General features: G+C 69.6%; 14 protein-coding genes and 1 pseudogene. 7 read left to right on the top strand and 8 right to left on the bottom strand.

The features are described from left to right. Positions 1 to 155: 155 nt before the first annotated feature. From ACZ6WH_RS04625 to ACZ6WH_RS04605, 5 genes are all read left to right on the top strand, one after another. Entirely contained in the window at positions 156 to 743 is a 588-nt protein-coding gene (locus tag ACZ6WH_RS04625; protein ID WP_469725950.1) for a carbonic anhydrase, read from the top strand. 349 nt (positions 744 to 1,092) lie between these two features. Beyond that, positions 1,093 to 2,310, top strand: coding sequence for a DUF418 domain-containing protein (locus ACZ6WH_RS04620; protein ID WP_469725948.1), 1,218 nt, complete (start codon positions 1,093 to 1,095; stop codon positions 2,308 to 2,310). A 574-nt stretch (positions 2,311 to 2,884) separates the two neighbouring features. Beyond that, positions 2,885 to 3,103, top strand: coding sequence for a DUF5988 family protein (locus ACZ6WH_RS04615; RefSeq protein WP_469725947.1), 219 nt, complete (start codon positions 2,885 to 2,887; stop codon positions 3,101 to 3,103). Then, on the top strand, positions 3,042 to 9,911 hold the full coding sequence (locus tag ACZ6WH_RS04610) for a beta-ketoacyl synthase N-terminal-like domain-containing protein (RefSeq protein ID WP_469725945.1): 6,870 nt from the start codon (positions 3,042 to 3,044) through the stop codon (positions 9,909 to 9,911). Before ACZ6WH_RS04615 ends, ACZ6WH_RS04610 begins: the two co-directional genes overlap by 62 nt. Beyond that, positions 9,908 to 11,140 (top strand): thioester reductase domain-containing protein, encoded by a 1,233-nt coding sequence (locus ACZ6WH_RS04605; protein ID WP_469725944.1) that lies wholly within the window; start codon positions 9,908 to 9,910, stop codon positions 11,138 to 11,140. Before ACZ6WH_RS04610 ends, ACZ6WH_RS04605 begins: the two co-directional genes overlap by 4 nt. Positions 11,141 to 11,295: 155 nt before the next feature. Here ACZ6WH_RS04605 and ACZ6WH_RS04600 read toward each other — a convergent pair whose 3' ends face one another. Together ACZ6WH_RS04600 and ACZ6WH_RS04595 are read right to left on the bottom strand one after the other, a co-directional pair. Next, positions 11,296 to 13,623 (bottom strand): Dyp-type peroxidase, encoded by a 2,328-nt coding sequence (locus tag ACZ6WH_RS04600; protein ID WP_469725943.1) that lies wholly within the window; start codon positions 13,621 to 13,623, stop codon positions 11,296 to 11,298. 28 nt (positions 13,624 to 13,651) lie between these two features. Beyond that, positions 13,652 to 15,547, bottom strand: a complete 1,896-nt coding sequence (locus ACZ6WH_RS04595) for a flavin monoamine oxidase family protein (RefSeq protein WP_469725941.1) — start codon at positions 15,545 to 15,547, stop codon at positions 13,652 to 13,654. A gap of 424 nt (positions 15,548 to 15,971) precedes the next feature. Between ACZ6WH_RS04595 and ACZ6WH_RS04590 the strand changes: the two genes are divergently transcribed. Further along, entirely contained in the window at positions 15,972 to 16,670 is a 699-nt protein-coding gene (locus ACZ6WH_RS04590; RefSeq protein ID WP_469725940.1) for a peptidase inhibitor family I36 protein, read from the top strand. A gap of 144 nt (positions 16,671 to 16,814) precedes the next feature. On the opposite strand, the gene ACZ6WH_RS04585 is transcribed toward ACZ6WH_RS04590, so the two are convergent. From ACZ6WH_RS04585 to ACZ6WH_RS04575, 3 genes are all read right to left on the bottom strand, one after another. Continuing rightward, positions 16,815 to 17,351 carry a hypothetical protein gene (locus ACZ6WH_RS04585; protein ID WP_469725938.1) on the bottom strand — a complete coding sequence of 179 codons (537 nt, stop codon included), beginning with the start codon at positions 17,349 to 17,351 and terminating at the stop codon, positions 16,815 to 16,817. Between the two features lie 55 nt (positions 17,352 to 17,406). Continuing rightward, on the bottom strand, positions 17,407 to 18,948 hold the full coding sequence (locus tag ACZ6WH_RS04580; protein ID WP_469725937.1) for a sensor histidine kinase: 1,542 nt from the start codon (positions 18,946 to 18,948) through the stop codon (positions 17,407 to 17,409). Between the two features lie 116 nt (positions 18,949 to 19,064). Next, positions 19,065 to 19,820, bottom strand: a complete 756-nt coding sequence (locus ACZ6WH_RS04575; RefSeq protein WP_469725936.1) for a response regulator transcription factor — start codon at positions 19,818 to 19,820, stop codon at positions 19,065 to 19,067. Between the two features lie 74 nt (positions 19,821 to 19,894). Between ACZ6WH_RS04575 and ACZ6WH_RS04570 the strand changes: the two genes are divergently transcribed. Further along, positions 19,895 to 20,188 carry a DUF3291 domain-containing protein gene (locus tag ACZ6WH_RS04570; protein ID WP_469726275.1) on the top strand — a complete coding sequence of 98 codons (294 nt, stop codon included), beginning with the start codon at positions 19,895 to 19,897 and terminating at the stop codon, positions 20,186 to 20,188. Positions 20,189 to 20,385: 197 nt separating this feature from the next. Here the strand turns inward: ACZ6WH_RS04570 and ACZ6WH_RS04565 are convergent, their stop codons facing one another. The 3 genes and pseudogenes from ACZ6WH_RS04565 to ACZ6WH_RS04555 form a co-directional block, all read right to left on the bottom strand. Beyond that, positions 20,386 to 21,324 carry an FkbM family methyltransferase gene (locus ACZ6WH_RS04565; RefSeq protein ID WP_469725934.1) on the bottom strand — a complete coding sequence of 313 codons (939 nt, stop codon included), beginning with the start codon at positions 21,322 to 21,324 and terminating at the stop codon, positions 20,386 to 20,388. A 128-nt stretch (positions 21,325 to 21,452) separates the two neighbouring features. Next, a pseudogene (locus ACZ6WH_RS04560) lies at positions 21,453 to 21,707 on the bottom strand (SDR family oxidoreductase); the annotation flags it as partial. Between the two features lie 256 nt (positions 21,708 to 21,963). Further along, complete coding sequence (locus tag ACZ6WH_RS04555; RefSeq protein ID WP_469725933.1) at positions 21,964 to 23,235, bottom strand: FAD-dependent oxidoreductase; 1,272 nt, start codon at positions 23,233 to 23,235, stop codon at positions 21,964 to 21,966. Positions 23,236 to 23,368: the final 133 nt, after the last annotated feature.

Genomic DNA, 23,368 nt, shown 5'->3' with positions numbered 1-23,368 from the left:
TGAGGAGCGGCAGCGGACGCGCCTGCCGTACGCGGCGTACGTCGTGGAACCGCGTCGTACACCGTGGAACAGCGTCGTGAAACCGCACCGCCACTTCCGCAAGCAACGGTTCTCCCACTGGAGCCACCCTTTACCGACCACACGGGGCAGCCACCATGCAATCACTCATCGAGCACGCCCGCGCATTTTCGACGAGCGTCGCCGAGCAACGTGGTGACTTCGCCGCGCTCGCCGACGGCCAACGTCCTCAAGCCCTCTTCATCTCCTGCTCGGACGCGCGCATCGTCCCTTCGCTGATCACCGGTGCCCGGCCGGGCGAGATCTTCGAACTGCGCACCGCCGGCAACATCGTTCCCCGGCACAGGATCGAGGCCAACTGCGGGGTGGGAGCCACCCTCGAATACGCCGTCATCGCCTTGCAGGTACCCGACATCGTGGTGTGCGGGCACTCTTGTTGTGACGCGGTGCAGGACTTGGTGGTGGGCAGGTCACTGCCGGGCATGGCACTGTTCAACCGCTGGCTGCAGCGCGCCGAATTCAGGTCCCGGCCCGCCTCAAAGCAGCGAAGGGGCGTCGCCACTCAACGTCACTTGGAAACGCAGCTCGAGCACGTACGCTCCTACCCCTGCGTCGCCTTGCGTCTGCGCCAGCGGCGCCTACGGCTGCACGGCTGGTTCTACGACATCGCCTCAGGCGAGATGTCCGCCTACGACTCCCGGGAACGCATCTTCCGGCCGCTCTGAGCGGGTCGCGCGCCCCGCGAGTCGCTTGTCCACCAGACCCGCGAGCTGCAGCTTCGCGACGTGCGAAGCCGACCTCAATCCGCCCCCCACCGCCTCCCCACCGCCTCCGACTCAAGCCCAGATCAGCGTCGTCGAGGTCCTGCACCCACCACGATAGATCGGGAGCACCACGCCAAGCTGGCCGATTGCGATCGTTGCTGTTGGGCGTAGGGACAGCGGAAGAGAGCCCCGAGGTCACCCACACCTCTCTCGCACCGACAAGAACGGCACCACGTGCGAAGAGGCGCACCATGTCGCCGAATACCGCCCGACCATTTCACCTTTCAAATGCACCAGTCATGTTGGGCCAATGGCACCTAATTCGTCCCGGGCCGGTGGAACTCTTACCGAACCGGCCCGACCCGCTCACCTCGCCACCGCTCCGACCACCCACAGGCTGATAGGCATCGACCTCGCTCGCGGCCTGGCCGTGCTGGGCATGTACGCCGCTCACCTGGGCCCCGATCCGATGGACGGCGGTACGTCGGGTTTCCTGGTGGAAACCGCATACGGCCGTGCTTCCGCCCTCTTCGCCCTCCTCGCCGGCTTCTCCCTGGTCCTGCTCACCGGCCGCCCGGAACCCCGGACCGGACGCGCGGGCCGGCAGGCAGTAGGCAGGGTCGTGATCCGTGCCGCCGTTCTGTTCGCCATGGGACTCGCACTCGTCGCACTGAACACCCAGATCGACGTCATACTCGCCTGCTACGCACTGCTCTTCCTCCTGGCCTTGCCCCTGTACCGGCTGCGCGCCGCCACCCTCACGGTGATCGCCGCCGCCAGCGCACTGGTGTTGCCTCAAGACCTGTACCTGATCAAGGTCTCCATCGAAGAAGGAAACTGGGCCGACGCCGTCATCGCCCTCGACCCACTCGCCAAGATCACCGACTCGGACGGCTTCCTCGAAATCCTCTTCACCGGCGCCTACCCGATCCTGACCTGGATCCCGTTCGTCATCGCCGGCATGGCGGTGGCGCGGCTCGACCTCACCCGCGTGCGCGGCCGCCTGGCGCTTACCGGTGTCGGCCTGGCCGTGCTCGGTTACGGCGGATCCTGGCTCGCCCTGCACCTGGTCCCCAACGCGTACGCCACCATCGCCGCACGCACGGACGGCGGCTCCGCCGGCTCGGCCTGGTGGTCGGACACTGTCGGCGAACCCGACGGCGCGTTTCGCGAATGGCTGCTGGTGGCGGCGCCGCACAGCCAGACCACTTTCTCCATCGTGGGCAGCACCGGCGTCGCACTCGCGGTGCTGGCCGGCTGCCTCATCGCCGTGGACCGTCTGCCGCGCGTACGGCGCCTGGCGACACCGGTCACCGCGATCGGCATGATGTCCTTGACCGTCTATGTCCTGCACATCGTGGGGATCTGGGCCCTGTGGGACGAGGAGCTGCCCAGCAGTCTGTTCGCACTGTCCGCGTTCACCGTGGCGGCGATGTTGCTGGCCGTCGTATGGACCCGCCTCTTCCGACGCGGTCCCCTGGAATACCTCGTACACAACGCCACCACGCTCGCGAACCGGATCAAATGAAGCGCGCCACCGGCCGCCAGTGACCCCCGGGCCGCCACACCGCCACCGCCCCGCACCCGACTCTGTCACCGCCTCCTGGCCAAGCCGACGACTTCCGGTCCGCACGTCGAGGCAGGGCAGGGCGATGGGTGCGGGGCGGCGGCGTGCCCTCTCGCCGTTGCGTCGCAGCAGCCGGGGGCGTTCATCGGGTAATCATGCATACTTCCCGTGCTCGCCATGCGTCCCCTACGCCCCTGTGCGCCGTATTCACCACGGATAACTGGTTTCAGGCTCGGGAAGGCATCCCGGTGCACCCAACAAACGGCCATCGACCACTTGCGTGATACGGGTCAGCCATTGGCCACGGCACTTCGCCTCAGGGGCGGGCCGGATGGTCAGGGGCGTCCTTTCGCCGCTCGGCGTACAGCCAGTGCTCATTGCTCAGCGCGGCTCTCGAAGTCCGCTCGCGGAGCACGTCCTGAGCGGACGATGCCTCCCGGCGTTCCGCTCCTCGGCCCATCCGTTCCGGCGCCTCCTTGCGGGCTTCGCCCTGCAGGCGATGACACCGATTCCGATCCCGCTCCGGGAGAACGACATGAACCAGACCCACGTCCGTCTCACCGGTGGACCGACGGGCATTGACAGTGAGCAGCGCCATCTTGTGGTGCCCGACGAACGGCTCCAAGACCGGATCAACGTGCCCTTCTACGCGGGGTACGAGCACTTCGAAGACACAGGAGAAGAGGAGGAAGATGAGCAGGGAAATTACGTCCGCATCTACCGCTGGTCCTACCGCACGCAAATGGCTGAATGAGCCGAGTGGACCGGATGAACCGAGTGGGCCGAGTGGGCCGAACCACCTACGGGCCCTCGACCAGCCGGGCGATCCCGTCGCCATCGTTGGCATGAGTGGGCGTTTCCCTGGCGCACCCGACCTCGACGCGCTGTGGCACGTACTGAAATCCGGCAGGGAGACGGTGGATACCGCACCCGCCGACCGGGCTTGGATGCACGAACTGCACGATCCCGAGCCCCGCACGCCCGGGCGCATTCCCACCGACCGCGGCGGATATCTGCCAGGTATCGACCTCTTCGACAACCTCTTCTTCGACATGTCTCCCCGTGAAGCCGCGCGCACCGACCCGCAGCTGCGCCTTCTGCTGGAGACGTCGTACGAGGCCGTCGAGGACGCGGGATTCCCCTTGAAGCGCCTTTCCTCCGTACGCACCGGGGTTTTCGTCGGAAGCGTCGCGAGCGACTACTGGCTGCGCCACACCCCGGACCTCGACCAACTGGACATCTACTCGGAATTGGGGGCGGCCTCCCGCGCCGCCTACTCGGGAAAGCTGTCCTACGTGTTCGGGCTGGACGGTCCCTCTCTCATGGTCGACTCGGCGTGCTCCTCCTCCTTGCTGGCCGTCCATCTGGCCTGTCAGAGCCTGCGGACCGGCGAGTGCGAGACCGCCCTGGCCGGCGGCGTCAACCTGATCCTCACCCCCCACACGCACCTCACGTTCGGCTGGGCAGGCGGCCTGTCACCGGACGGCAGCTGCAAGTTCGCCGACGCATCGGCGAACGGCTTCGTGCGCAGTGAGGCCGTGGGCATGGTCCTGCTCAAACCGCTGGACCGCGCACTGGCGGACGGCGATCGCGTACGAGCCGTCGTCCTCGGGACCGCGACCAACAACAACGGGTTCACCGGGAACGGACTGGCCGCGGCCAACAGACCCGCTCAGGTGGCGGTCGTGCGACAGGCGTGCCGTATGGCGGGCCGTGACCCGGCCGACATGGACTTCATCGAGGCCCACGGAACCGGAACCGCACTCGGGGACCAGGTCGAACTGGGCGCGCTCCAGGAGGTGATGGGGCAGCGCGGCCGGGAGGCAGGCCCGTGCCCCGCAGGCACGGTGAAAGCCAACATCGGCCACACCGAGGCGGCTGCCGGGGTGGCCGGGCTGATCAAGGCCGTACTGTCCATGGAGCATCGTGAACTCCCCGGCAATCCGCATCTGACCACCCCCAATCCCGCCGTGGACTGGAGCGGCCGCACGCTCCGTGTATCCGCGGACACGGTGGGCCTGGCGTCCCGGCCCCGGCCGCTCCTGGCCGGGGTGAACAGCTTCGGGGCCACGGGAACGAACGTGCACCTCGTTCTGGGCTCCGCGCCGCCGGCGGAGGAGGAACGGCCCCCGGCATCGACGAGCGGACCCGAGGCATCGGCGAGCGGACCCGCACTGCTCCCCCTCTCGGCCCGGTCCCCGGAGGCACTGGCCGCACTTGCGCACTCCTACCGCGATCTCCTGCGCCCCGGCGATGGCAGTCGCGCCGTGGACCTCAGGGAGTTGTGTGCCGCGGCCGCGTGCCGGCGTACGCACTGGGAGCGCAGGCTCGCGCTGACCGCCGAGTCCACCGACGAAATGGCCGAGCTGCTGGATGCGGGGCCGCCCTCCGACCCGAGTGGGATCGGCGGCGACGGCTCCGTCGAGGCACCGAACGCGCAGCCCGGTGGACCGCGAGTGGTATTCGTCTTTCCGGGGCAGGGCTCGCAGTGGCAGGGCATGAGCCGTGAACTGGCCGTCGAGAGCGAGGCTTTCCGCACCACGCTGGAACGCTGCGACACCATCATCGCCGAGCACACGGACTGGTCGTTGCTTGAAGCACTGAACGGGGAAGACGCCTCATGGCAACGGCGTACCGCCCTCGTACAGCCCGCACTGTGGGCGGTCAGTTGCGCGCTTGCGGATCACTGGCGGGCGTGGGGCGTACATCCCACGGCTGTCATCGGCCAGAGCCAGGGCGAGATCGCCGCGGCGTACTGCGCCGGTGCGCTCAGTCTTGAGGAGGCGGGAAGGCTGAGCTGCGTCCGTGCGGAGCTGATCGACCGGCTCGCACCGCCCGGCGCGATGGCTAGGCTCGGCATGTCACAGTACGCCACCCGCGCGCTGCTGTCCGAGCTCGCGCCGGGCGCTGCCGTCGCGGTCGCGGAGAGCCCCGAGGCCACGGTTGTTTCGGGATCGGCCGATCAGATCGACCGGGTGGTGGCCGGCTGCGAAGAGCGCGGCATGGACTGCCGGCCGGTCCAAGTGGCGTACGCGGCACACAGTGAGCAGATCGACCCGGTGCGCCGCCCACTGCTGGACGCCATGGCCCAGCTCACGCCCCGGCCCACCGAGGTACCGTTCCTGTCGACGGTCACCGGCGCGGAGGTCCCGGGGACCGGCCTCGACCACCATTACTGGTGGCGCAACCTCCGGGACACCGTGCTGCTGGAGCCCGTGGTCCGCGGCACGCTCGGCAAGGAACCGGTCGCCTTCCTGCAGATTTCTCCCCACCCGTTGCTGACGCCGGCGCTGAGCGTGTGTTCCGAGGGACGCGCGCTGGTGCTCGCTTCGCTGCGGCAGGGGCACCCCGAACTCGCTTCCCTCTACCGGTCCTTGGGCCAACTGTACGAGGCGGGCACGGACCCGGACTGGGACGCGGTCCACCCGACCGGCGGCCGCTCGGAGCGCCTGCCGCGCTACCCCTGGCAGCGCGAGCGCCACTGGTACCAGGCTCCTTCCTACCGGTGGCCGGAGATCGGCAGCCCCCGCCCGGCCGAGGAGACCGCCGGCCAAACAACGGACGAGACCGCCGGTAATGCGGCTGAGGAGACCGCCCCGAAGACAGCCGATGAGGCCGCCGGGGAGTCGGAGCATCCCCTACTGAGGACACCACTGGATCTCACGCGTCACGCGTTTCTTCTCGATCATCGGGTCGGGGACACCGCCGTGATGCCCGGCGCCGGGTTCCTGGACATCCTGCTGCACACTGCCGGACCCTCCGGTGAAGTGCGTGACGTCGAGTTCGAGGAGCCGCTGGCGCTGGAAGAGGACACTGCCGTACGACTGCGAGTCGGATCCGGGGCCGATGGGTCGGCGGACGGCGGCCTGCTGGCAGTGGAGAGCCGGAGTGACGAGACCGGCACCTGGACGACGCACGCCACCGGTCGGGCCGGGGACCGCACCTCGGAACGCGGGCGTGCTGAGGACCGTGAAGCGGTGCGGCGCCGCTGCCCCCGGCGGCTGGACGGGGCCGGCTTCTACCTCCGGTACTCCCCCGCCGGGAACGCCTGGCGTGGGGCCTTCGCCGGGATCGAGGAACTGTGGCTCGCACCGGACGAATGCCTCGCCCGGGTCACCGCGCGTCCGGCCGGTGACCACCGGGTTCATCCGGCCTTCCTGGACGCGTGCCTGCAGTCCGCCATCCCGCTCGTGCCGGAGGCGGGCGGCCCACGCAGCCTGCTGCTCGCCGGCGTCGAGCGCCTCTGGGCCGCCGCGCCACAGCCCACGGGGGAGGCATGGGCGCATGCGCGCGTCACTCGCCGGGACGGCGGAAACCTAACGGCCGACATCGTCGTGACCGACAGCGAAGGGAACACCGTCATGGCGGTGAGCGGACTGCGTACGGCGTCACGCCCGGCGACAACGTCAGAGCGCCACGACCTGCAGCACTACCACGAGCAGGCGGACGACGACCACGCGGATCGATCGCACCAGGCCGAGCGAGCGCACCGCGACGACACGAATCGACCGCATCACGACGGGCAGGCGCACCACGACGACACGGATCGCGACCACCTGGACTGGGAGCAGCCCCTGTCGTGGCTGCCGGTACAGCTCAACGCGTCCCGGGCCACCATCGGCGGGAACTGGCTGCTGCTGGGCGCCACCGGAGACGTCGGCCGGGCCCTCGTCCGTCGCCTCACCGCGGCGGGCCACACCGTCACTCCAGCCGCAGCTGAGCCCGGCTCCGAGGCGGCCATTGCCTCGCTGCTCAAGGAGGCGGCGCAGGATCGGCCGCTCGACGGCGTGATCTGTCTGTGGTCCGACCGGCACGACCGCGAGGAACTCGACGCCGACACGGCGACACCGAGCGACGTGCAGGATGCGGCAGTAATGCGCTGCGCCACGCTCGGAAACCTTGTACGCGCCATGGTGCCGCCCCCGGACGCCGCCGCACAGCTGTACGTGGTCACCCGCGGTGCCCAGGCGGTCGGCGAACACGACACCGTACCGGCTCCGTGGCAGTCCGTTGTGTGGGGGCGCGGCCCGGTGGCCGACCGGGAGAACACGGACGTGCATCTGACCATGGTGGACCTGCCCCCGGCGACGTCGGCATCACACGACCAGGTTCCACAGGACCAGGTTCCGCAGGAGCAGGTTGCGCGGGACGTCGCGGCGCTGATGGAAGTGGTCGGTTCCCGCTCCCCCGAGACCCGGATCGCACTCCGTGGTGGAAAGGTGCTGGCCCCACGTCTCGGTGCGCCCACCGTACCAACGGCCTGCGCACCGACACGTACCGTCCAGGCCGAGACCGGGGACGGCGCACTGAGCATGCGTGATGTGCCCCGTACCGCGCCGCCGGGGCCGGGCGAGGTGGAGATCGAGGTGACGCACGCCGGGATCAACTTTCACGATGTTCTCGCAGCGACCCGCACCGACGGGAGCGCGGAAGGCGACATCCCCCTGCTGGGGTGCGAATGCTCCGGCACCGTCGCTGCCGTGGGAACCGGCGTCACAGGGCTGGACATCGGCGATGAGGTCCTCGCGTTCGTCCATCCCGCGATGAGCAGCCGAGTGGTGGCTCCGGCCCCCTTGGTGCGCCGGAAGCCGGCCGGGCTGAGCCTGGCCGAGGCCGCAGCCCTGCCCGCCGCGCACGCCACGGCGTACTACGCACTCGTGGACCGCGCACGCCTGGCCTCGGGAGAGCGGGTACTCATCCACTCGGCCACCGGCGGAGTGGGGCAGGCGGCGATCGGCATCGCCCGCATGCTGGGGGCCACGGTGTACGCCACGGCCGGTACCCCTGCCAAACGCCGCCTGCTGGAACAGCTGGGGGCGGAGAAGGTCGCGGACTCGCGCTCGTCGCAATTCGCCCAGGAGCTGCGCGACGAGGAACAGGGCGGTGTCGACGTGGTCCTCAACACCCTCGTCGGAGAAGCCGTCGAGGCCAACTTCTCGCTGCTGAATCCCTTCGGCCGCTACGTCGACCTGGCCGTGAACGACATTGCAGCGAACCGGCCGCTGCCCATGGGGGTGTTCACCGAGGGCCGTTCCTACCTGCCCGTCAACCTCCTCGATCTGTACGAGCGAGACCGAGGAACGCTGGGCTCACTGGTCCACACGGTGACCGACCTGGTAGCCGAAGGGCGACTGGAGCCGCCCGCGCCCCGTGTCTTCCCCGCTGAAGAAGCCACCGACGCCTTCCGGCTGATGGCACGCTCGGGTCATACGGGCAAGGTAGTCCTGTCCTTTCCTGCCGGGCCCGCCACCGACCGGGCGGAACCGCACGAGGAACCGGTACGGATCCGCTCCGACGCCACGTACCTGGTGACCGGCGGCCTCAGCGGAGTCGGCGGGCTGCTGTCGCAGTGGCTTGCCGAACGGGGCGCCGGGCACCTGCTGCTGACCGGACGTACCGAACTCTCCACGATGGCGCAGACCGATCCCCGGGCCGAACTCCTGGAAGACCTGCGGGGACGTGGCACGCAGGTCGAGTACCTCGCTCTCGACGCCGCCGACGCTACGGGGCTCACCGCTGTGCTCGACCGGCGGGAGAGTGACGGACTGCCGCCGGTGGCAGGCGTTGCCCACTGCGCGGCCGTGCTGAGCCCGGGAAGCGCCGCGGACCTGGGTCCGGAGGAACTCCACAACACCTTCCGCCCGAAGGTGGCCGGCGGCTGGGCACTGCACCGTGTCTTCGCCCACCGGCCGCTGGAATTCTTCACCCTCTTTTCGTCCGCCGCCGCCGTACTCGGCGGCCTGACCCTCGGCACCCATCTGGGAGCGTACGCGGCGGCCAACGCCTTCGCCGATGCACTGGCCGCCCACCGCCTTGCGATGGGGCAGCCCGCGACCGTCCTCAACTGGGGTTACTGGGAGGAGGTCGGGCTGGCCGCGCGCCTGAGCGAGGAGAGCGGCCACGATGTCCGCCCGCAGGGGATGGGCTCCATCCGTCCCACCGACGCCCCCGCCCTGTTCGACAGGTGGCTTACCGCGCCCGGACAACACGCCATCTGGCCTCCCGTCGACTGGCACCACTACCTGCAGGCCTATCCCGGTGACGCCGAGGCCCCGCTCCTGCACGAGCTGTCCGCGGCACACACGGCACAGGAGACGCCTGGTCCCGCCGCCGAGCCGCAGAACGCCCTGTCACCGCAGCAAACCGACTCCCCAGCGACGAACGGCACCGCACTCCCCGACGCCCACAAGGAAACTGACACCACTGAAACGAAGACGGACACGGGCACGGACACAGACACGGGCGCGGTCACGGGCACGGATACGGCCACGACGGCCGCGGACACGACGCCCGCAGACCACCCCGACGGAGCCGCCGTAGAGGAGTACATCGTCAGCCGGCTCTGCAGCATCCTGGGGCTGCGCCCCGCCCAGATCGACCGGAGCCGGTCCATGAACCGGCTCGGCCTCGACTCCCTCATGGCCCTGGAACTGCGCACGGGACTGCGCAAGGAACACGGCATCGACGTCCCGGTCTCCCGGCTGATGAGCACCACCAGTCTGCGCTCACTCGCCGCCGAACTGGCCGAACTGGCCGAGCAACGGGCGGAGCGCGCGGCATGACCGGCGCCCGCGCCCTGCGAACGGTACTGCTGACCGGCGCGACCGGGAGCCTGGGCGGCCATGTCTGCGCCGACCTGGTCGCCGGTACCGCGGCAACCGTGCACTGTTTGGTCCGCGGCAACGACCGCAGCACCGCGGCCGCCAGGCTCGCCGGGCGACTGGAGCAGGGCGGGGAGGAGGCCGCGGCGTGGCACGGCCGCGTAATCCCGGTGCCCGGAGACGTCCGCCGCCCCCTGCTGGGCCTCACACCACGGTCCTACGATGCGCTCGCGGAATCCGTCGGATGCATCATCCACTGCGCCGCGGCCGTCAACCTGGCCGCCGACTACGAGCAGCTTGCACCGGTCAACGTGAGCGGCACCCGCGCCGTCATCGCCTTCGCCGAACGCGCTGCCCGGCTCAACGGGCGCCCACCGCGCATCTGTTACGTCTCCACACTGGGCACCCTCCTGGGAGCATGCAGTTCGGGGATGCCCGTCGTCGACGAGCACACGGTGGCCTCCGACGCGACCGCAGGACCGCTCGGCTATCCGCGGAGCAAAGCACGGGCCGAGCGGTTGTTGTGCTCAGCGGCCGGGCGCGGCCTGCCGGTCACCCTGGTACGGCCGGGGATCATCACTGCGGATGCCCGCACCGGCCACACCTTCGAAGCCGATCTCCTCGTACCGCTTCTCCGAGCGGTCATCGCCCTGGGCCGCGCCCCCGACACCACGGCCACGGTTCCGGTGGGCACAGTGGAAAGCGTGTCCCGCGGCATCGTGACACTGGCCGGGCTCCCCCACGCCGACAGTCATGCCTTCCACCTGGTCCGGCCGGAGCCCTTGCCGCTGTCGGACCTGTTCGCCGCGGCCCGCCGCGCCGGTTACCGGCTCGAAGCAGTCACGCCCGCCAAGTGGTGGGAGGCTGTCGACGCCGCCGCGCCCCACCCGGACATCCAGCCGATGACCATACTCAGCGACGTCTTCCACTACGCCTTCGGCACCGAAGACGGCCACGCCACCGACCGCGCGCCTACGGTGCGCTCGGATGCCACCTGGGCGGTACTCGGCCGCGCAGGCCTCTCTCCGCCGTCGCTGGACGCGTCCTACCTGGACCGGGTCGTCGGCAGTCTGATCACCGGCGGAATACTCCCGCGACCCGGTACGGCGTCCAGGCGGCCGGGTACCGGTACCGGCGGTTCGGGCCGCACAGGCGGCGCCCGGAGAGAGAGCGGAGCCGCAGCCGTGTGAGGGCCGCGAGAGCGGTGCGGGCACAGACCGCGGCTTCCTCCGGCCGCCCCAGCCCGAGCCATGAGCCAGCGACCACCACCTGGGAACGAGTAGCCGCGGGGAGCGCGCAGGTGCCGGCACCACCCTCGGCCGTGTGTGTGCGCCGCCCGACGCGCTCAGGAAGGGCTGTTCCATTCACCCAGCGGGCGGTCCTGCTGGACGATGCGGTCGGTGTGGTGTGCTCCGTCGGCGACGCCGATGATGCGGTATCCGTCGCGGTGGAAGACCCAGAACCAGCTCTCGCCGTTCTCGCGCTGCTTGCCGGGAACGGGGACGATCTCGTCGACCGTTTCCACCCCTGCCAGCGATGTCCAGTCGCTGATCGGGCCGTCGTCGAAGACCTTGGTGTCGCCGTGCGGGGCGGGCCTGATGGAGATGGTGCGGTAGCGCTGCCCGGCGGAGGTGGTGTGGAAGACCCAGTAGCGGTGGTTGCCTTCGGCGTCCGGCTGCGCGTCCGGGACCGGGGCGAAGGCGTCGACGTGGGTCACGTCCGCGAGCGAACCCCAGGTGGAGACGGGGTTGGCGTCGGCGCCGCTGTGACGGCTGCCGGGGGTATCGGCGCCGGTGTCCTCCACGCCGAGGTAGCGGTAGTGCTGTGCACCGTCCTCGCCGGTGAAGAACACCCAGTACTGGCCGGGCTCGTCGTGGATCGGCAGGACGGCGTCGACACGGTCCATGTTGTGCAGGGCGGGCCAGGAGGCGATCGAGTGGCTGGGGCCCGCGAGGAGGTCGGTGGTTTCGCTGCCCTTGGTCTCGGTTGCCGGGCGTACGGTCCGGCCCTGGAAGGACCAGTAGCGGCCGGGATGGGAGGAGCTGGGCAGCATGGCGTCGATGTGGGCGCCGTGCGGGTCGTGGGTCGGGATGTCGGGTACTTCGCCCTCCAGGCGGCCGTCGGTGAGGCGGCGCAGGGTGTCCAGGGAGGGGGAGAAGGCGTAGGCGGTGCCCTCGGTGGTGACGAAGGGGTTGATGCAGACCTGGGTGCTGGTGCGGGCGCCTTCCTTGTTCTTTCCCTCGAATCCGATGTTGCCGTCGCTGACGGCGGTCAGCATTCCGCTGATCATGGCGTCGGGGCCGGCCGGGGGCGTACGGCCCTGGGGGTTGTCGTCGTTGTTGATCCAGCGGATCTGGGTGAACTCGAACTGGCCGACGATGTCGGCCTGGTAGCAGGAGAAGGCCATGCCGCGCTCGTCCCCGGGGCGGCCGCCGGGGCTGCCGTCGGTGGCGATGGGCTTGCCGTAGGGACTGCCGCGACGGATGATGCGGCGCCTGCGGTTGAGGATCTCGGGGACCTTCTTGCCGTCGTTGACGAGGCCGGCGCGGGGTGCGCTCTTGCGGGTGTGGGAGAACAGCGGTGTGACCAGGCCGTCGGGATCGTCGGCGAAGTCGAATTCGTTGTCGGGCTGCTGACCATCGGTCGGCTCTGCCATGGGGCACTTGATGAGCGACGTGCCGTTCTTCCAGCGGCCGACCATGCGAGCGGCGAGCCAGTCGGAGGTCGTGTCCTCGGGGACCGCCCCCTTGGCCTTGAGCTGCTGGAGGGCCTGGTCGACCTGGTTCCACCAGCCGGGCACGTCCTGGGCCAGGCGGCGTACGACGTGGAAGGAGCCGTCGTGCATCCAGGCGGGGATCTTGTCTTCCGGGTAGGAGGCGCGGGCCGGTTCGGCGTCGATGCGGTCGTAGCCGATGATGAACTCGCCCGCGGGCATCATCTGCATGCCCGGCTTGCCCTTGACCTGGGTGGGGTCATCGGGGTCGGGCTCGTCGTACCCCTCCACTCCGGGCTGGCTCACCCCGTCCATGAAGCCGAAGTGCTCACGCCCCGCAAGCTGACCGGGCAGGACGGCTCCGCGCTGGTGGAACACCACGGTGCCACCCGCCTGGGCGATGGCCTTCTTCTGGAGTTCGATGACGTGGATGAGTTCCTCGTCGTCGTCCGAGGCGAGGGTGAGGACGCCGTGAACGGCACGGGCTTCGTCACCGGCGCCGTAGGACCAGCGTTCGGGGGCGCTGGCGTCCACATCGCCGATGAGTTCGGCACGGGCGGCGGCGCCCTGCCGGTAGGCCTCCAGCGTGGTGTCGGCCTGGTCCCTCTCGAAGATCTGGTCGTTGCCGGTGAACAGCTGCAGCCCGGGGTAGGTCACGCTGAAGTTGAGCCAGGTGACCTTCAGGTGCTCCGGGTCGGTGCCGCCGCCGGCGCGGCGGTGGGCGCTGAAGTCCTCGTTGAAGCGGGTGACCTGGGCGGTGGTGGCGATCCTGGGGATGAGGTCCGTCAGCCAGCCGCGGGCCTTGACGGCGTCGGTGAAGTGCAGGAACAGGACGGTGGTGTGGTCCTTCTTGAACCCGGCGAGGATGTCGCCCTGGATCTGGGTGCTGTAGCGCAATGGCAGCGCCGTGCCGCTCTTCGGGGTGGCCGTGCCGGTTTCGGTGGTGGTGGTCGTCGTCATCCGGTTCTCCTGTGGTCGCGGCGGCCGGTCAGCTTTGGGTGTGGACTTCCAGCGCGGTGCGGATGGCGGATTCCAGGGCGCCTTCGATCCAGGCCGGCTTGAGCGAGGTGTGGTCGCCGCCGAAGTGGAGGGGGCCCTCCGCGGTGCCGATGTCGGGGAAGACCTCGGTGTGCTGGTCGGGCAGCAGGATGGAGGCCTCGCCGTAGGAGTACGGGTTGCGCAGCCAGCTCTGGGTCTGCCCCACGCCGGTGTAGAAGACCTCGATGCGCTGGCCGTAGACCTCCTGCAGTCCGCGCAGGGCGTTGGCGTAGCGGCACTCGTCGTCGAGGTTGTCCCAGCGCACCGCGTCGTCCGACCAGCAGTAGGCGGCGAGCACGACGCCGCCCTTGGTGCCGGTGATCGGGTTCGAGGGGTGGAACATGAAGCGGTTGGAGTTGTCGCTGATGGAGCCGCCGCCGATGACCTCGACCGCGTCCGGCTGGTTCTTGGCCATCCAGCGGTCGGCGGCGTAGTGGGCACGCTGGGCGTCGCTGATGTGGTGGGGATGCTCGGTGGGGGCGATGCCCAGCAGGGAGGAGTCGTCAGGGGCTGTGCCATCGGCGTACTTCTGGTACAGCCCCTCCTGAATACCGTCGAGCTCGGTCCGCCACTGGTCCTCGCTGAACTCCCACCAGCGGCGGCTGAATTCGAGGAGGACCTTGGTGGCCGCGTCGTAGTGCAGCTCGATGACGGCGCGCCGCTTGAGGTAGGACATGTCCGGGGCGATCTGGATCTGGCGCAGCCCGGAGAAGGGGATGGTGACGATGGCGACGTCGGCGCTGTACTGCTTGCGCTCCGGCAGCTGCCCGTCGCGCCCCTCGGTGACGGTGTCGACCCATACCCGCTTGCCTGCGGCATCGGCGACCTGCGGCGCATCGGGCTGGGGACCGCGCTCCGGGTCCAGGTATTCGATGCGGGTGACGCGGCGGTCGAAGTGCACCTCGTCGCGGACCGGTTCCAGCAGCTTGTCGGCGAGGACGGCGGTACCGCCGTGCAGCTCGTAGAAGGTGGTCTTCGGGCTGATCAGGGCTTCGTCGATGAAGTTGTTGAGGAAGGACAGGGACAGGCGGGAGGTGACGTTCTGCAGGGTGCCGATGAGGTCGATGGTGGCCTCGTCCAGCCCGGCGGCCTCGCGCAGGAAACGGCGCATGGAGAAGGCGCCGTATTCCCTGATGATGTCCTTCCAGCCCTGGAGCTGCTGCGCCTCGGAGCCTTCGATCTTCTTCTTGAGGTGCTTGAGCGCATCGTGGAGGATCTCGTTGGCGGGCTTGTTGAGGTACTTCTCGGGGACGCCGAAGCTCTCGTTGATCTTCCTCCGCTCGGTCTCGCAGGTCTGGTAATCCCCGTGCCGCACGCGCACGCCGTTGACCACGATCCAGGTGGCGTCGGTCTTGTTGCCGTTGGTGTCTTCGCCGACGAGTCGGAAGGGCTCCTTGCGGATCCGCAGCTTGTCGAGGAGCGTCATGAGCAGCTTGTGCTGGCTCGGCAGCCGCATGGCGCCGGCCTCGGCGTGCTGGCGCGGGTCGGCGAAGGGGTGCTGGGCATGCTCGTGGCCGCCGCTGCGGAAGGTCTTGATGCGTCCGCCGGCGCGGTTGCCATTGGCTTCCAACACCGTCACCCGGTGACCGGCCTGCTTGAGCAGCTGGGCCGCGTACAGGCCGGAAGGACCGGCGCCGAGGACGAGGACGTCCTTCAGGGCGGTACCGGAAGCCGGCAGGCCGTCGCGCAGCACACCGAGGTACTTCTCGGTGAGCGGCTGCTCGTTCTCGTCCATCACCAGGATGGCGCGAGCGACCTCGTCGATGCGCTCCTGCGTCGCGAAGGTCCGGCCGCCTCCGTCCGGAGGAGAGCCTACGGGTTCCTTCTGCCGGTCCGGGGCGACCACGGGGGGCGGCTGCTGCTGGGGAATCGTGAGCGCGGACGCTGCGGATTCCCCGCCCTGCTGGCCGGTATTCGGCTCCCCAACCCCCGGGACTTCCCTTCCGGAAGTGCTTGAGGAATTTCCTTGACCCGGTGCACCGGAATCCGGTTGTTGCTGGCCTGCGGTCGGTTCCTCAACACCCTCTACTTCACGTCCAGGCATGGCTCATCCACCCCTCCAGGCAAGTACACGAGACAGACCCGAATCATCTCGGGCCTTGAATCCTCGAACTACCCGTGGCGGAGAGTCGGACGCGCCTGCCGGGCCGATTAACTCCATCGAGTGACTAAATATTCTGCGACCGATCTGAGCGCCGAAAGGATTCAGCTCATCGCCCCGCCAGGACAAGCAAAAAACGTTTATCCCCAGAGCGGAGACGGCACTCGCAATGAATAACCCAGGGAAAATCAGAAGGCTTTCCTCGCTTTCCTCGCTGACCTCGCTGACCTCGCTTACCTCGCGCGCCGAAGCCATCGGTCATGAGCTGCGGCATCCCCGGACCACAGTGATTCGAGGCCAATTTCAATCCGCCCCAACAGTCCCAGAGATTGACAATACTCACTGCGAACTCACAGCACCGGCGGACCACTGCAACACCTCGCGCCCCCTCTTCGCCGAACACCCCAAAAAAAGAGAATCCCCTCGCACCTCACTCGTGCGAGGGAATGCACGGAAACGAAGTTTCCCGGAATTTTGGGGGGCAAGAATTTCCGGGACATCAGCACTCGCATCAAGGAGGCAGCCTGTGCGTATCCGCCGCTTCTGCGCCACATTCGGCGCTTTGGCCATCGCTTCGGTCTCTATTATTGCCGGCCCCGCTGGGGCGGCGTCCGCCAAGGAATCCGATAGGTGCCCCGAAGGGTACGTGTGTTTTTGGACCGAGGAAAACTTTGCGGGCAACATGACAGTCGACGAGAACCCGAGTGGCCACGATTGCGGGGAGACCCCGGGCATCTCCGCCGGGAGCGTCTACAACAACGACGACCAGTCCTGGGACTTCTACCGGGACGCGAATTGCGGGGCGTACGCCTACACCCTGGCGCCGGGAGAACAGAACACCAAGATCCGGGTCCATAGCTGGAAGTAGCAACCCCTCCGGCTCCGGTCCCCCGGCCCGCCGGCGCGGATCGCGCTGCGGTCGGCGACGCCAAGCCAAAGCAGCGGTACGCACGTACCGCTGCTTCGTCGGTTCAGGCTGTACCGTCAGCCCTCGAACGCCGGATGACGAGCGTCAGCTCTCGCCGTCGGCGTTCTTGCCGTTGTTCCCACTGCTCGTGCCGTTGTTGCCGCTGTCCGCGTCGCGCCGGTTGTCGTGCTTGGTGCACCACTCGGACACGTTGTCGAGGTTCTTCTTGCGTTCCTTCAAGTGGGACACACGGGCCTTACGGTCCTTGAGACGGTCCCCGAGGTAGGTCGCGATCTCGTCGTGGCCGGCCTTCTTCGCGTTGTCCACCCGCTTCTCCAGCCGGGCGATCGAGCCGGGCTTCGCAGCGCTGCCGTCCAGCCGCTGCACGGCCTTGTCGATGCGCTTTTCGATCTTGGGCGCGTGCTTGCAGAGGTGACGAGCACCGTCCTTCTTCGGGACGTGCGCCTTCTTGTTCCCCTTGTCCTGCTTCTTGTCCTGCTTCGTGGCGCCGTCGGTCTGCTGAGCGGCGCTGTCGGAGGCGTGGCTTGCGCCCTCGCCGCTGGTGGCGAACGCCGTGGCGCCACCGCCGAGCAGCGTGGCCGCCGCGACAGCCGCGATGATGGTGCTCTTCGCTGACCTCATGAACGGTCTCCTTTCCGGCATGCGACGCGGCCCGGCGGCCGCGCCGCGGCACAAGTTAGGGACCGTCTTTGTGATTTCTTTGTGGGTGGCGCCGGGCTGCCGTGACCGCGGTGGCACCGGCCAGCCAGTCACGCTGCACCGGCAGCGCCGCATGTGACGCGGCACTGTGCGATGACGGGAAGCGGAGGGCGAATCGTGTGCCGTGGCCTCCCGGCGCGTCCTCCACCCACGCCGTCGCACCGTGCAGTGCGGCCTGCTGCGCGACGAGGGTGAGGCCCAGGCCGGAACCGGTGCTGCGCGGATCGCGATGGAAGCGCCGGAAGACCGTCTCCCGCAGCTCGGCCGGGATGCCGGGCCCGTCGTCGTCCACGGTCAGCATGACAGGCCGGCCCGCCATATGCGCTTCGTCGGCCTGCACGGACACCGTGATACGGGCCTGCCCGTCCACACGGTTCCTGCCGTGCGTGAGGGCGTTGACGAGCAGGTTGTCCAGGCAGGTGCGGATGCCGGGTTCCCACCCGGTCACCGTCACACCGGAGAGCGGAGCGGAGAGCGTGATGCTCGCCGTACGGTCCCGGCGGCGGGCGTCCGCCACCGCCGCCTCCGCCACTTCGCCCAGGTCCACCGGGCCCAGTGCATCCGCCTCGACCAGGTCGCCCTTGCCCAGTTCCCGCAGCATGACCAGCAGGCTCAGCAGTCTGGCGTGCTCCTCGCGCAGCTCGTCGACCACCTCCACGCGGTCCGCCAGGCCCAGATCCGGGTGTTCGGCGAGGATGTCCAGGTTGGTGCGCATGCTCATCAAGGGGGTGCGCAGCTCGTGGCCGGCCGCCGAGGAGAAGGACCGCGCCGTGTCCAGCGCCTGGGTGGTGTGGGCCACCTGCTCGTCGTAGCGGGTCAGCAGCGTCTGCAGTGTCCCGGCCAGGTCGTCGACCTCGCGGACCCCCGTGGGGACGTGGTCCAGCCGCGAGGTGCCGCCTCGCGGATCGAGCCTGCCGGCACGTTGCTGCAGCCGACGCAGGGGGCGGCTCGCCCGGGAGGCGGTCGCCCAGGCAAGGAGCGCGGAAACCGGCGCGCCCAGTACGGCGACGGCAACCACACGACGGCGTACGGAGGCGAGGCGAGCCTGGTGCGTGGTGTCGGGCATGAACAGCCACACTGTGCCTCGCACGCCGGGCCGGGAGCCGTCCACTTCGCGCGAGAGCACCCGCCAGCTCCTGGCGCCGCCCTCGCCGCGCTCCGTTGTGCGCTCGTGCACCGTCACCGGCCGGCCCTCGGTATCGGGGAGCTGGGTGCGGGTGTCGGGCTGCGGTCCTCCTGAGACGGTGCCGAACGGGCCCCGGACCCGGATACCCACGTCCAGCGCGGCGGTGTACATCTGCCGTTCCCGCTGCTGGGCGGCGGCGGGGCGGCCCTTGGCGGTGACACGGAGCAGCTGCCGGGCCTGCCGTGTCACCGCGTCGGCGCGGTCCCGCAGATGGTTGTCCTGCTCGACGTGCAGATCGTGCGCGACGAGCAGATAGAGCAGCCAGCCGGAGGTGAGGACGAGCACCGGTACGACCACGCCGACCGCGAGCGCGATACGGGTGGAGAACTTCATGCGGACACCACGCCCCGGGGCGGCCTTTCCACCGAGGCGCAACGACATCCTGAATCCCCTCGTGCGCCGCGGCTTCGTACGAGCCTCCGGGCGGCACCGCTTCGTACGGTAGGCCGTCATGCCGAGCGTCCCGAGAGGCTGTCGTCGCGCAGCACGAAGCCGACGCCGCGCACGGTGTGGACGATCCGCGGCCGCCCGCCGTTCTCCGTCTTGCGACGCAGATAACTGACGAAGGTGTCCACGGCGTCCGTCCGTACCGCGAAGTCATAGCCCCAGACCCGCTCCAGCAACTGGTCCCGGGTCAGCACGATGCCGGCATTGCGGGCGAGCACCTCCAGCAGCTCGAACTCGCGCCGGGTGAGATCCAGGAGGGCTTCGTCCAGCCGAGCCTGGCGGGATGCCGGGCACAGTGCCAGGCCGCCCACCCGCACCGTTTCCTCGTCCGCAACAGCCGCGACGGTCCGGCCGCCGGACCGTCGCCGCAGCAGCGCGTCGAGCCGCAGTACCAGCTCCTGCAGTGCGAACGGCTTCACGAGGTAGTCGTCCCCGCCCGCCTGCAGCCCCGCTATCCGGTCGGCCGTCTCATCCAGTGCGGACAGCATCAGCACAGGCATGTCATCGCCCTGCGCCCGCAGTGTCCGGCACACCTCGATCCCGCTGAGGTCGGGCATGGAGACGTCCAGGACGACCGCGTCGACGGGTTCTCGTCGGATGTGTTCCAGGGCGGCTCGCCCGCCCCCGGCCAGTTCCACGGCGAACCGGTTGAGCCGCAACCCCCGCCGCAGCGACCGCAGGATCGCCGCATCGTCGTCCACCACCAAGATCCGCCGCCCCTCGAAGGCGGCCTCGGCCCCTTCAAAGACACCATCCATCGTTCCTCCAGCCCGCCGGCGCTCCTCCTTTCCCATGATCTCCGGCCGCCGGCCTCAGCCGCTCCTGGGGTCGGCTGGAGGTCGTCAACGGCGATCCCGACGACCCCTGGATCCTCAACCTGACGCTCTGGGAGGACCTCGGCTCGCTCTCCGCCTTCACCTACGGCGGGCTGCACGGCGGCGCGCTGCGGCGGAGACGTGAATGGTACAAGCCGTACCTGAAGGCGCAGTTCCGTCCTGTGGTGGCATCCGGTGGGGAACCCCTCACCCAGGAGGAGGGATTCGCCCGGCTCGACGCCCTGCGCGTCAAGCGCCCGTCGCCCGAGGCGTTCACCTTCCGACGCCACTTCCCCGCGCCGACCGGCTGACCAGGTCCGCGGTCACCGAGAGGCAGGTCGGAACGCGGCCACGTGCTTCCGCACGATGCCTGCCGGGCGACGACACAGGTCCGGGGCAGCAGCGCCATCGCCTCCTGGTCGTCAGTCGCGGGCGGGAGAAGGTGGCGGTCTTCTCCCGGACTCGGCCGGCGGGGCCGGTGACGCCCGGGAGCTGCCCTGCCTGGCGGTCACGACCGGCCCCTGACCCACAGTTCGAGGGCCTGGTCGGGAGGCGCCGCGTCATTCAGCGACGGCGCATGCACGGGGCTCAGGCCCTCGGCGCGCAGCGCGGTGCGCACGGAGGTGCCGTCGATGTATTTGTCGTGGATTTCGATCAGCAGCCGGTCGACCCTGGACAGCCAGACGGGGCTGCCCGTGAAGAGGTCCTCTTCGCCTCCCTCGATGTCCATCTTCATCAGGTCGACACGGTCGATCGCGTTGCGGTCGAGGATCGCGTCCAGGGTGTCGGCGCGTACGGTGACCGGCGGGCGGGGCATGGCGTGCTCGATGCGGTGGGTACCGGTCAGCCGGTGCTTGCCGATGGACGGGACCGAGGTGGCGGTACACCAGTGACCACTGACGTAGAGCTCCAGAGGACCTGGCCGCGCCGCAGCCGCCACCGGCTCGATCATCCACGGCCTGGCAGCCAGGGCAGAGTTGCTGCGCAGCACGTCCAGGTTGGCTGCGACCGGTTCGATGGCCAGAAGCCGTTCGGGGCGGTGGCGGGCGGCCAGGTAGGCGGCGGCCAGGCCGGCGTTCGCGCCGACGTCGACGATCGTGGCAAGCCGCCCCTCAAGAGGCAGAGGTAGTTCGTAGCAGCGGCGGACGAAGATTTCCCACAGCACCGTGAGGTCGCTCTGGTTGGTCCGCAGAGCGACCTCGGCCCGACCGCCGCCGGGCAGCTGCCAGCTCTGGCGAGCTGTGGTGTCGCTGTCGAAGGGCGTGGTGGCCAGTCCGGCGAAGCGGCGGGCCATGCAGTAAGGGCCGTGCAGCCGGGTCAGCCCACGCGCCCGAACGGCGGCACGTGCCATGGACAGCAGGCAGTCGGCGCCCTCGCGGGCCAGGACTGCGACAAGGGCGCGGCCGGTGGCGACGTCCGCGTCCCCGCGCAGGTACTGAAGCGGCATACGGTGACCATCCAGCTCTCTATCCGAGGCGGTCAGCCCGTGCACACAGGGCTCCGCACTGAGGCAACGGCGACCGCAAGCAGGCGCCATGATCGACAACGACGGTGCGGCACGCAGGATGCGCCCTGTCACACTCCGGGTTTGGCCACGCCCCAGGCCCCGTCGACCGTCAGCGCCGCACCCGTGAGGTAGGACGCTTCCGCGCTGAGCAGGAAGGCAATCGCCTCGGCCACCTCCTCCGGCCGCCCCAAACGCCCGGCCGCCGTCTGCTGCGCGGTCGCACACCGCTCCGCCTCCCCCAGGCCGTCCCAGGCCCCGGTCAGCACCGGCCCGGGCAGCACACGACCGGCCCGCACCTGCGGCCCGTATTCAACGGCGAGCCGGCCGGGCCGAGCAGGCCTCGCGCGGTGAGGCGTGAGCGAAGTGCCAGTCCACGCCCATGCCCCGTCCGCAGCCGGCTGCAACGAGTCGCTTCGTACGCGGCGCCGGCGCCTCCCGTGCCCCGCTGTTGGAGCAGCCACTGACACTCCGCTGCCGGCGCCTATCTGCTGCTACGCCGCCGCCCACTCACACGCCAGTGTGCACCGTGCCGGGGAAGCGGTTGCGTCGACCGAGCGCTGCGGGCACACGGTCCGCGGTTCAGCTGTGGCAGAGCACTTGGTGGGTGAGGCGGGGGACCCAGGTGAGTTTGCCGGTGTCGAGGGACAGCCAGCGGGGGGAGACGGCCTTCACGCCGGTGCCCAGTCGGTGGTGCATGGCGGTGCTGGGGTCATGGATGTCCGCGTCGCCCGGGTTGTAGAGCACGCCGGTAACGGTGGTGAGGACCGTGGCGGCGGCCAGGCCTGGGATGAACTCATCTGCGCCGTACAGGATGCGTTTGGCCAAGCCGGTATCGCTGGGCCATGCGGTGGACGCGGTACGGTCGGCGGGACCCTGCGGCCAGGAGTCGGGGACGCCGCCGGGGTGGATATCGAGGGTGGAAGCCGGAGCGTAGTCCGCTAGCGCGGTGCCGTCCCCGAGGTTGCGGAACACGGTGAACGGTCCGTGGATCACCATGCAGGACGGATGAGCGTGCAGAGCGGGCGGCAGCCGCAGGCGCAGGAACGCCTTCAGCCGGTAGGTCGAGGGTGGGTCGGGCAGCAGGCCGCGGCAGTGCTCGGCCATCGCAGCGTCCAAGGTGGCGCGGGAGCACCAGCTGGCGTTGACGACGCGTTCGGCATGCGCTGTGCGGGGTCCGTCCGGGGTACGGATGTCCAGCCGGACGGCCGAGGCGGATTCGCCGGGGTGGGCCGCCGAAGCACCGGTCACCTCGTGGCCGGTGAGCACCGTCACGCGCGGGTGCCGCAGCGCGCGATGCACGACTCGCTCGGCCAGGGCGTCGAGGTCGACGAAGGGCTCCAGCGTGGCGGCTGCCATCTGCACCCGCTCAGGTGACAGGTGACGCGTCCAAACCTTGTCGGGCAGGGGCCGGAAGAAGTCCTCGGCGTTGCCGAACGTCACCGACCGCCGCGCGGCTTCGGCGGCGTAGTGGGCGCGCATCGCCTCGGCACGCTGGACAAGCGCATGCCGCGAGGTGAAGGAGCCGTGCGCCAGCGCCACCCAAGAGCCCGGGCCCTGTCCGGCGATCCGGCCGGCACCGGGAGCGGTCACGGGTGTCATCAGGTCGCCGAACTCCTCCAGGAACTCGAACGCGCAGGAGATGGACTCCAGCGCGGTGGCCAGGCTCCCGGCGAAGTGCCATCCGTGATGGATACGGCCCCAGTTGTGGCGGCTGGCCGCCGCCATCGGCTCGGCCGCCCGTTCCAGCACCGAGACCTCGAAGCCCGCATCGGCCAGCGCCACCGCGCAATGCAGCCCGGCAAAACCCGCCCCGATCACCACCTGGTCGCAGATCATCGGCTCTTCGGTCATGGCGCCTCCTCCTGGCCTCGCACGAGGGCCGTCCGGCCCGCTGCATCCAACGGCACACCCCCGGCACAGGTCACGCCTGGTCCGCCCCGATTCCCTCGGCCAGACCGGCGACTCTCTGCGGCTGTGCACCGCC

It is taken from the genome of Streptomyces sp. NPDC050806 (genome assembly GCF_055586425.1).
Note: the sequence above shows the minus strand (reverse complement) of the source record. Positions and strands in the feature narration are given on the sequence as shown.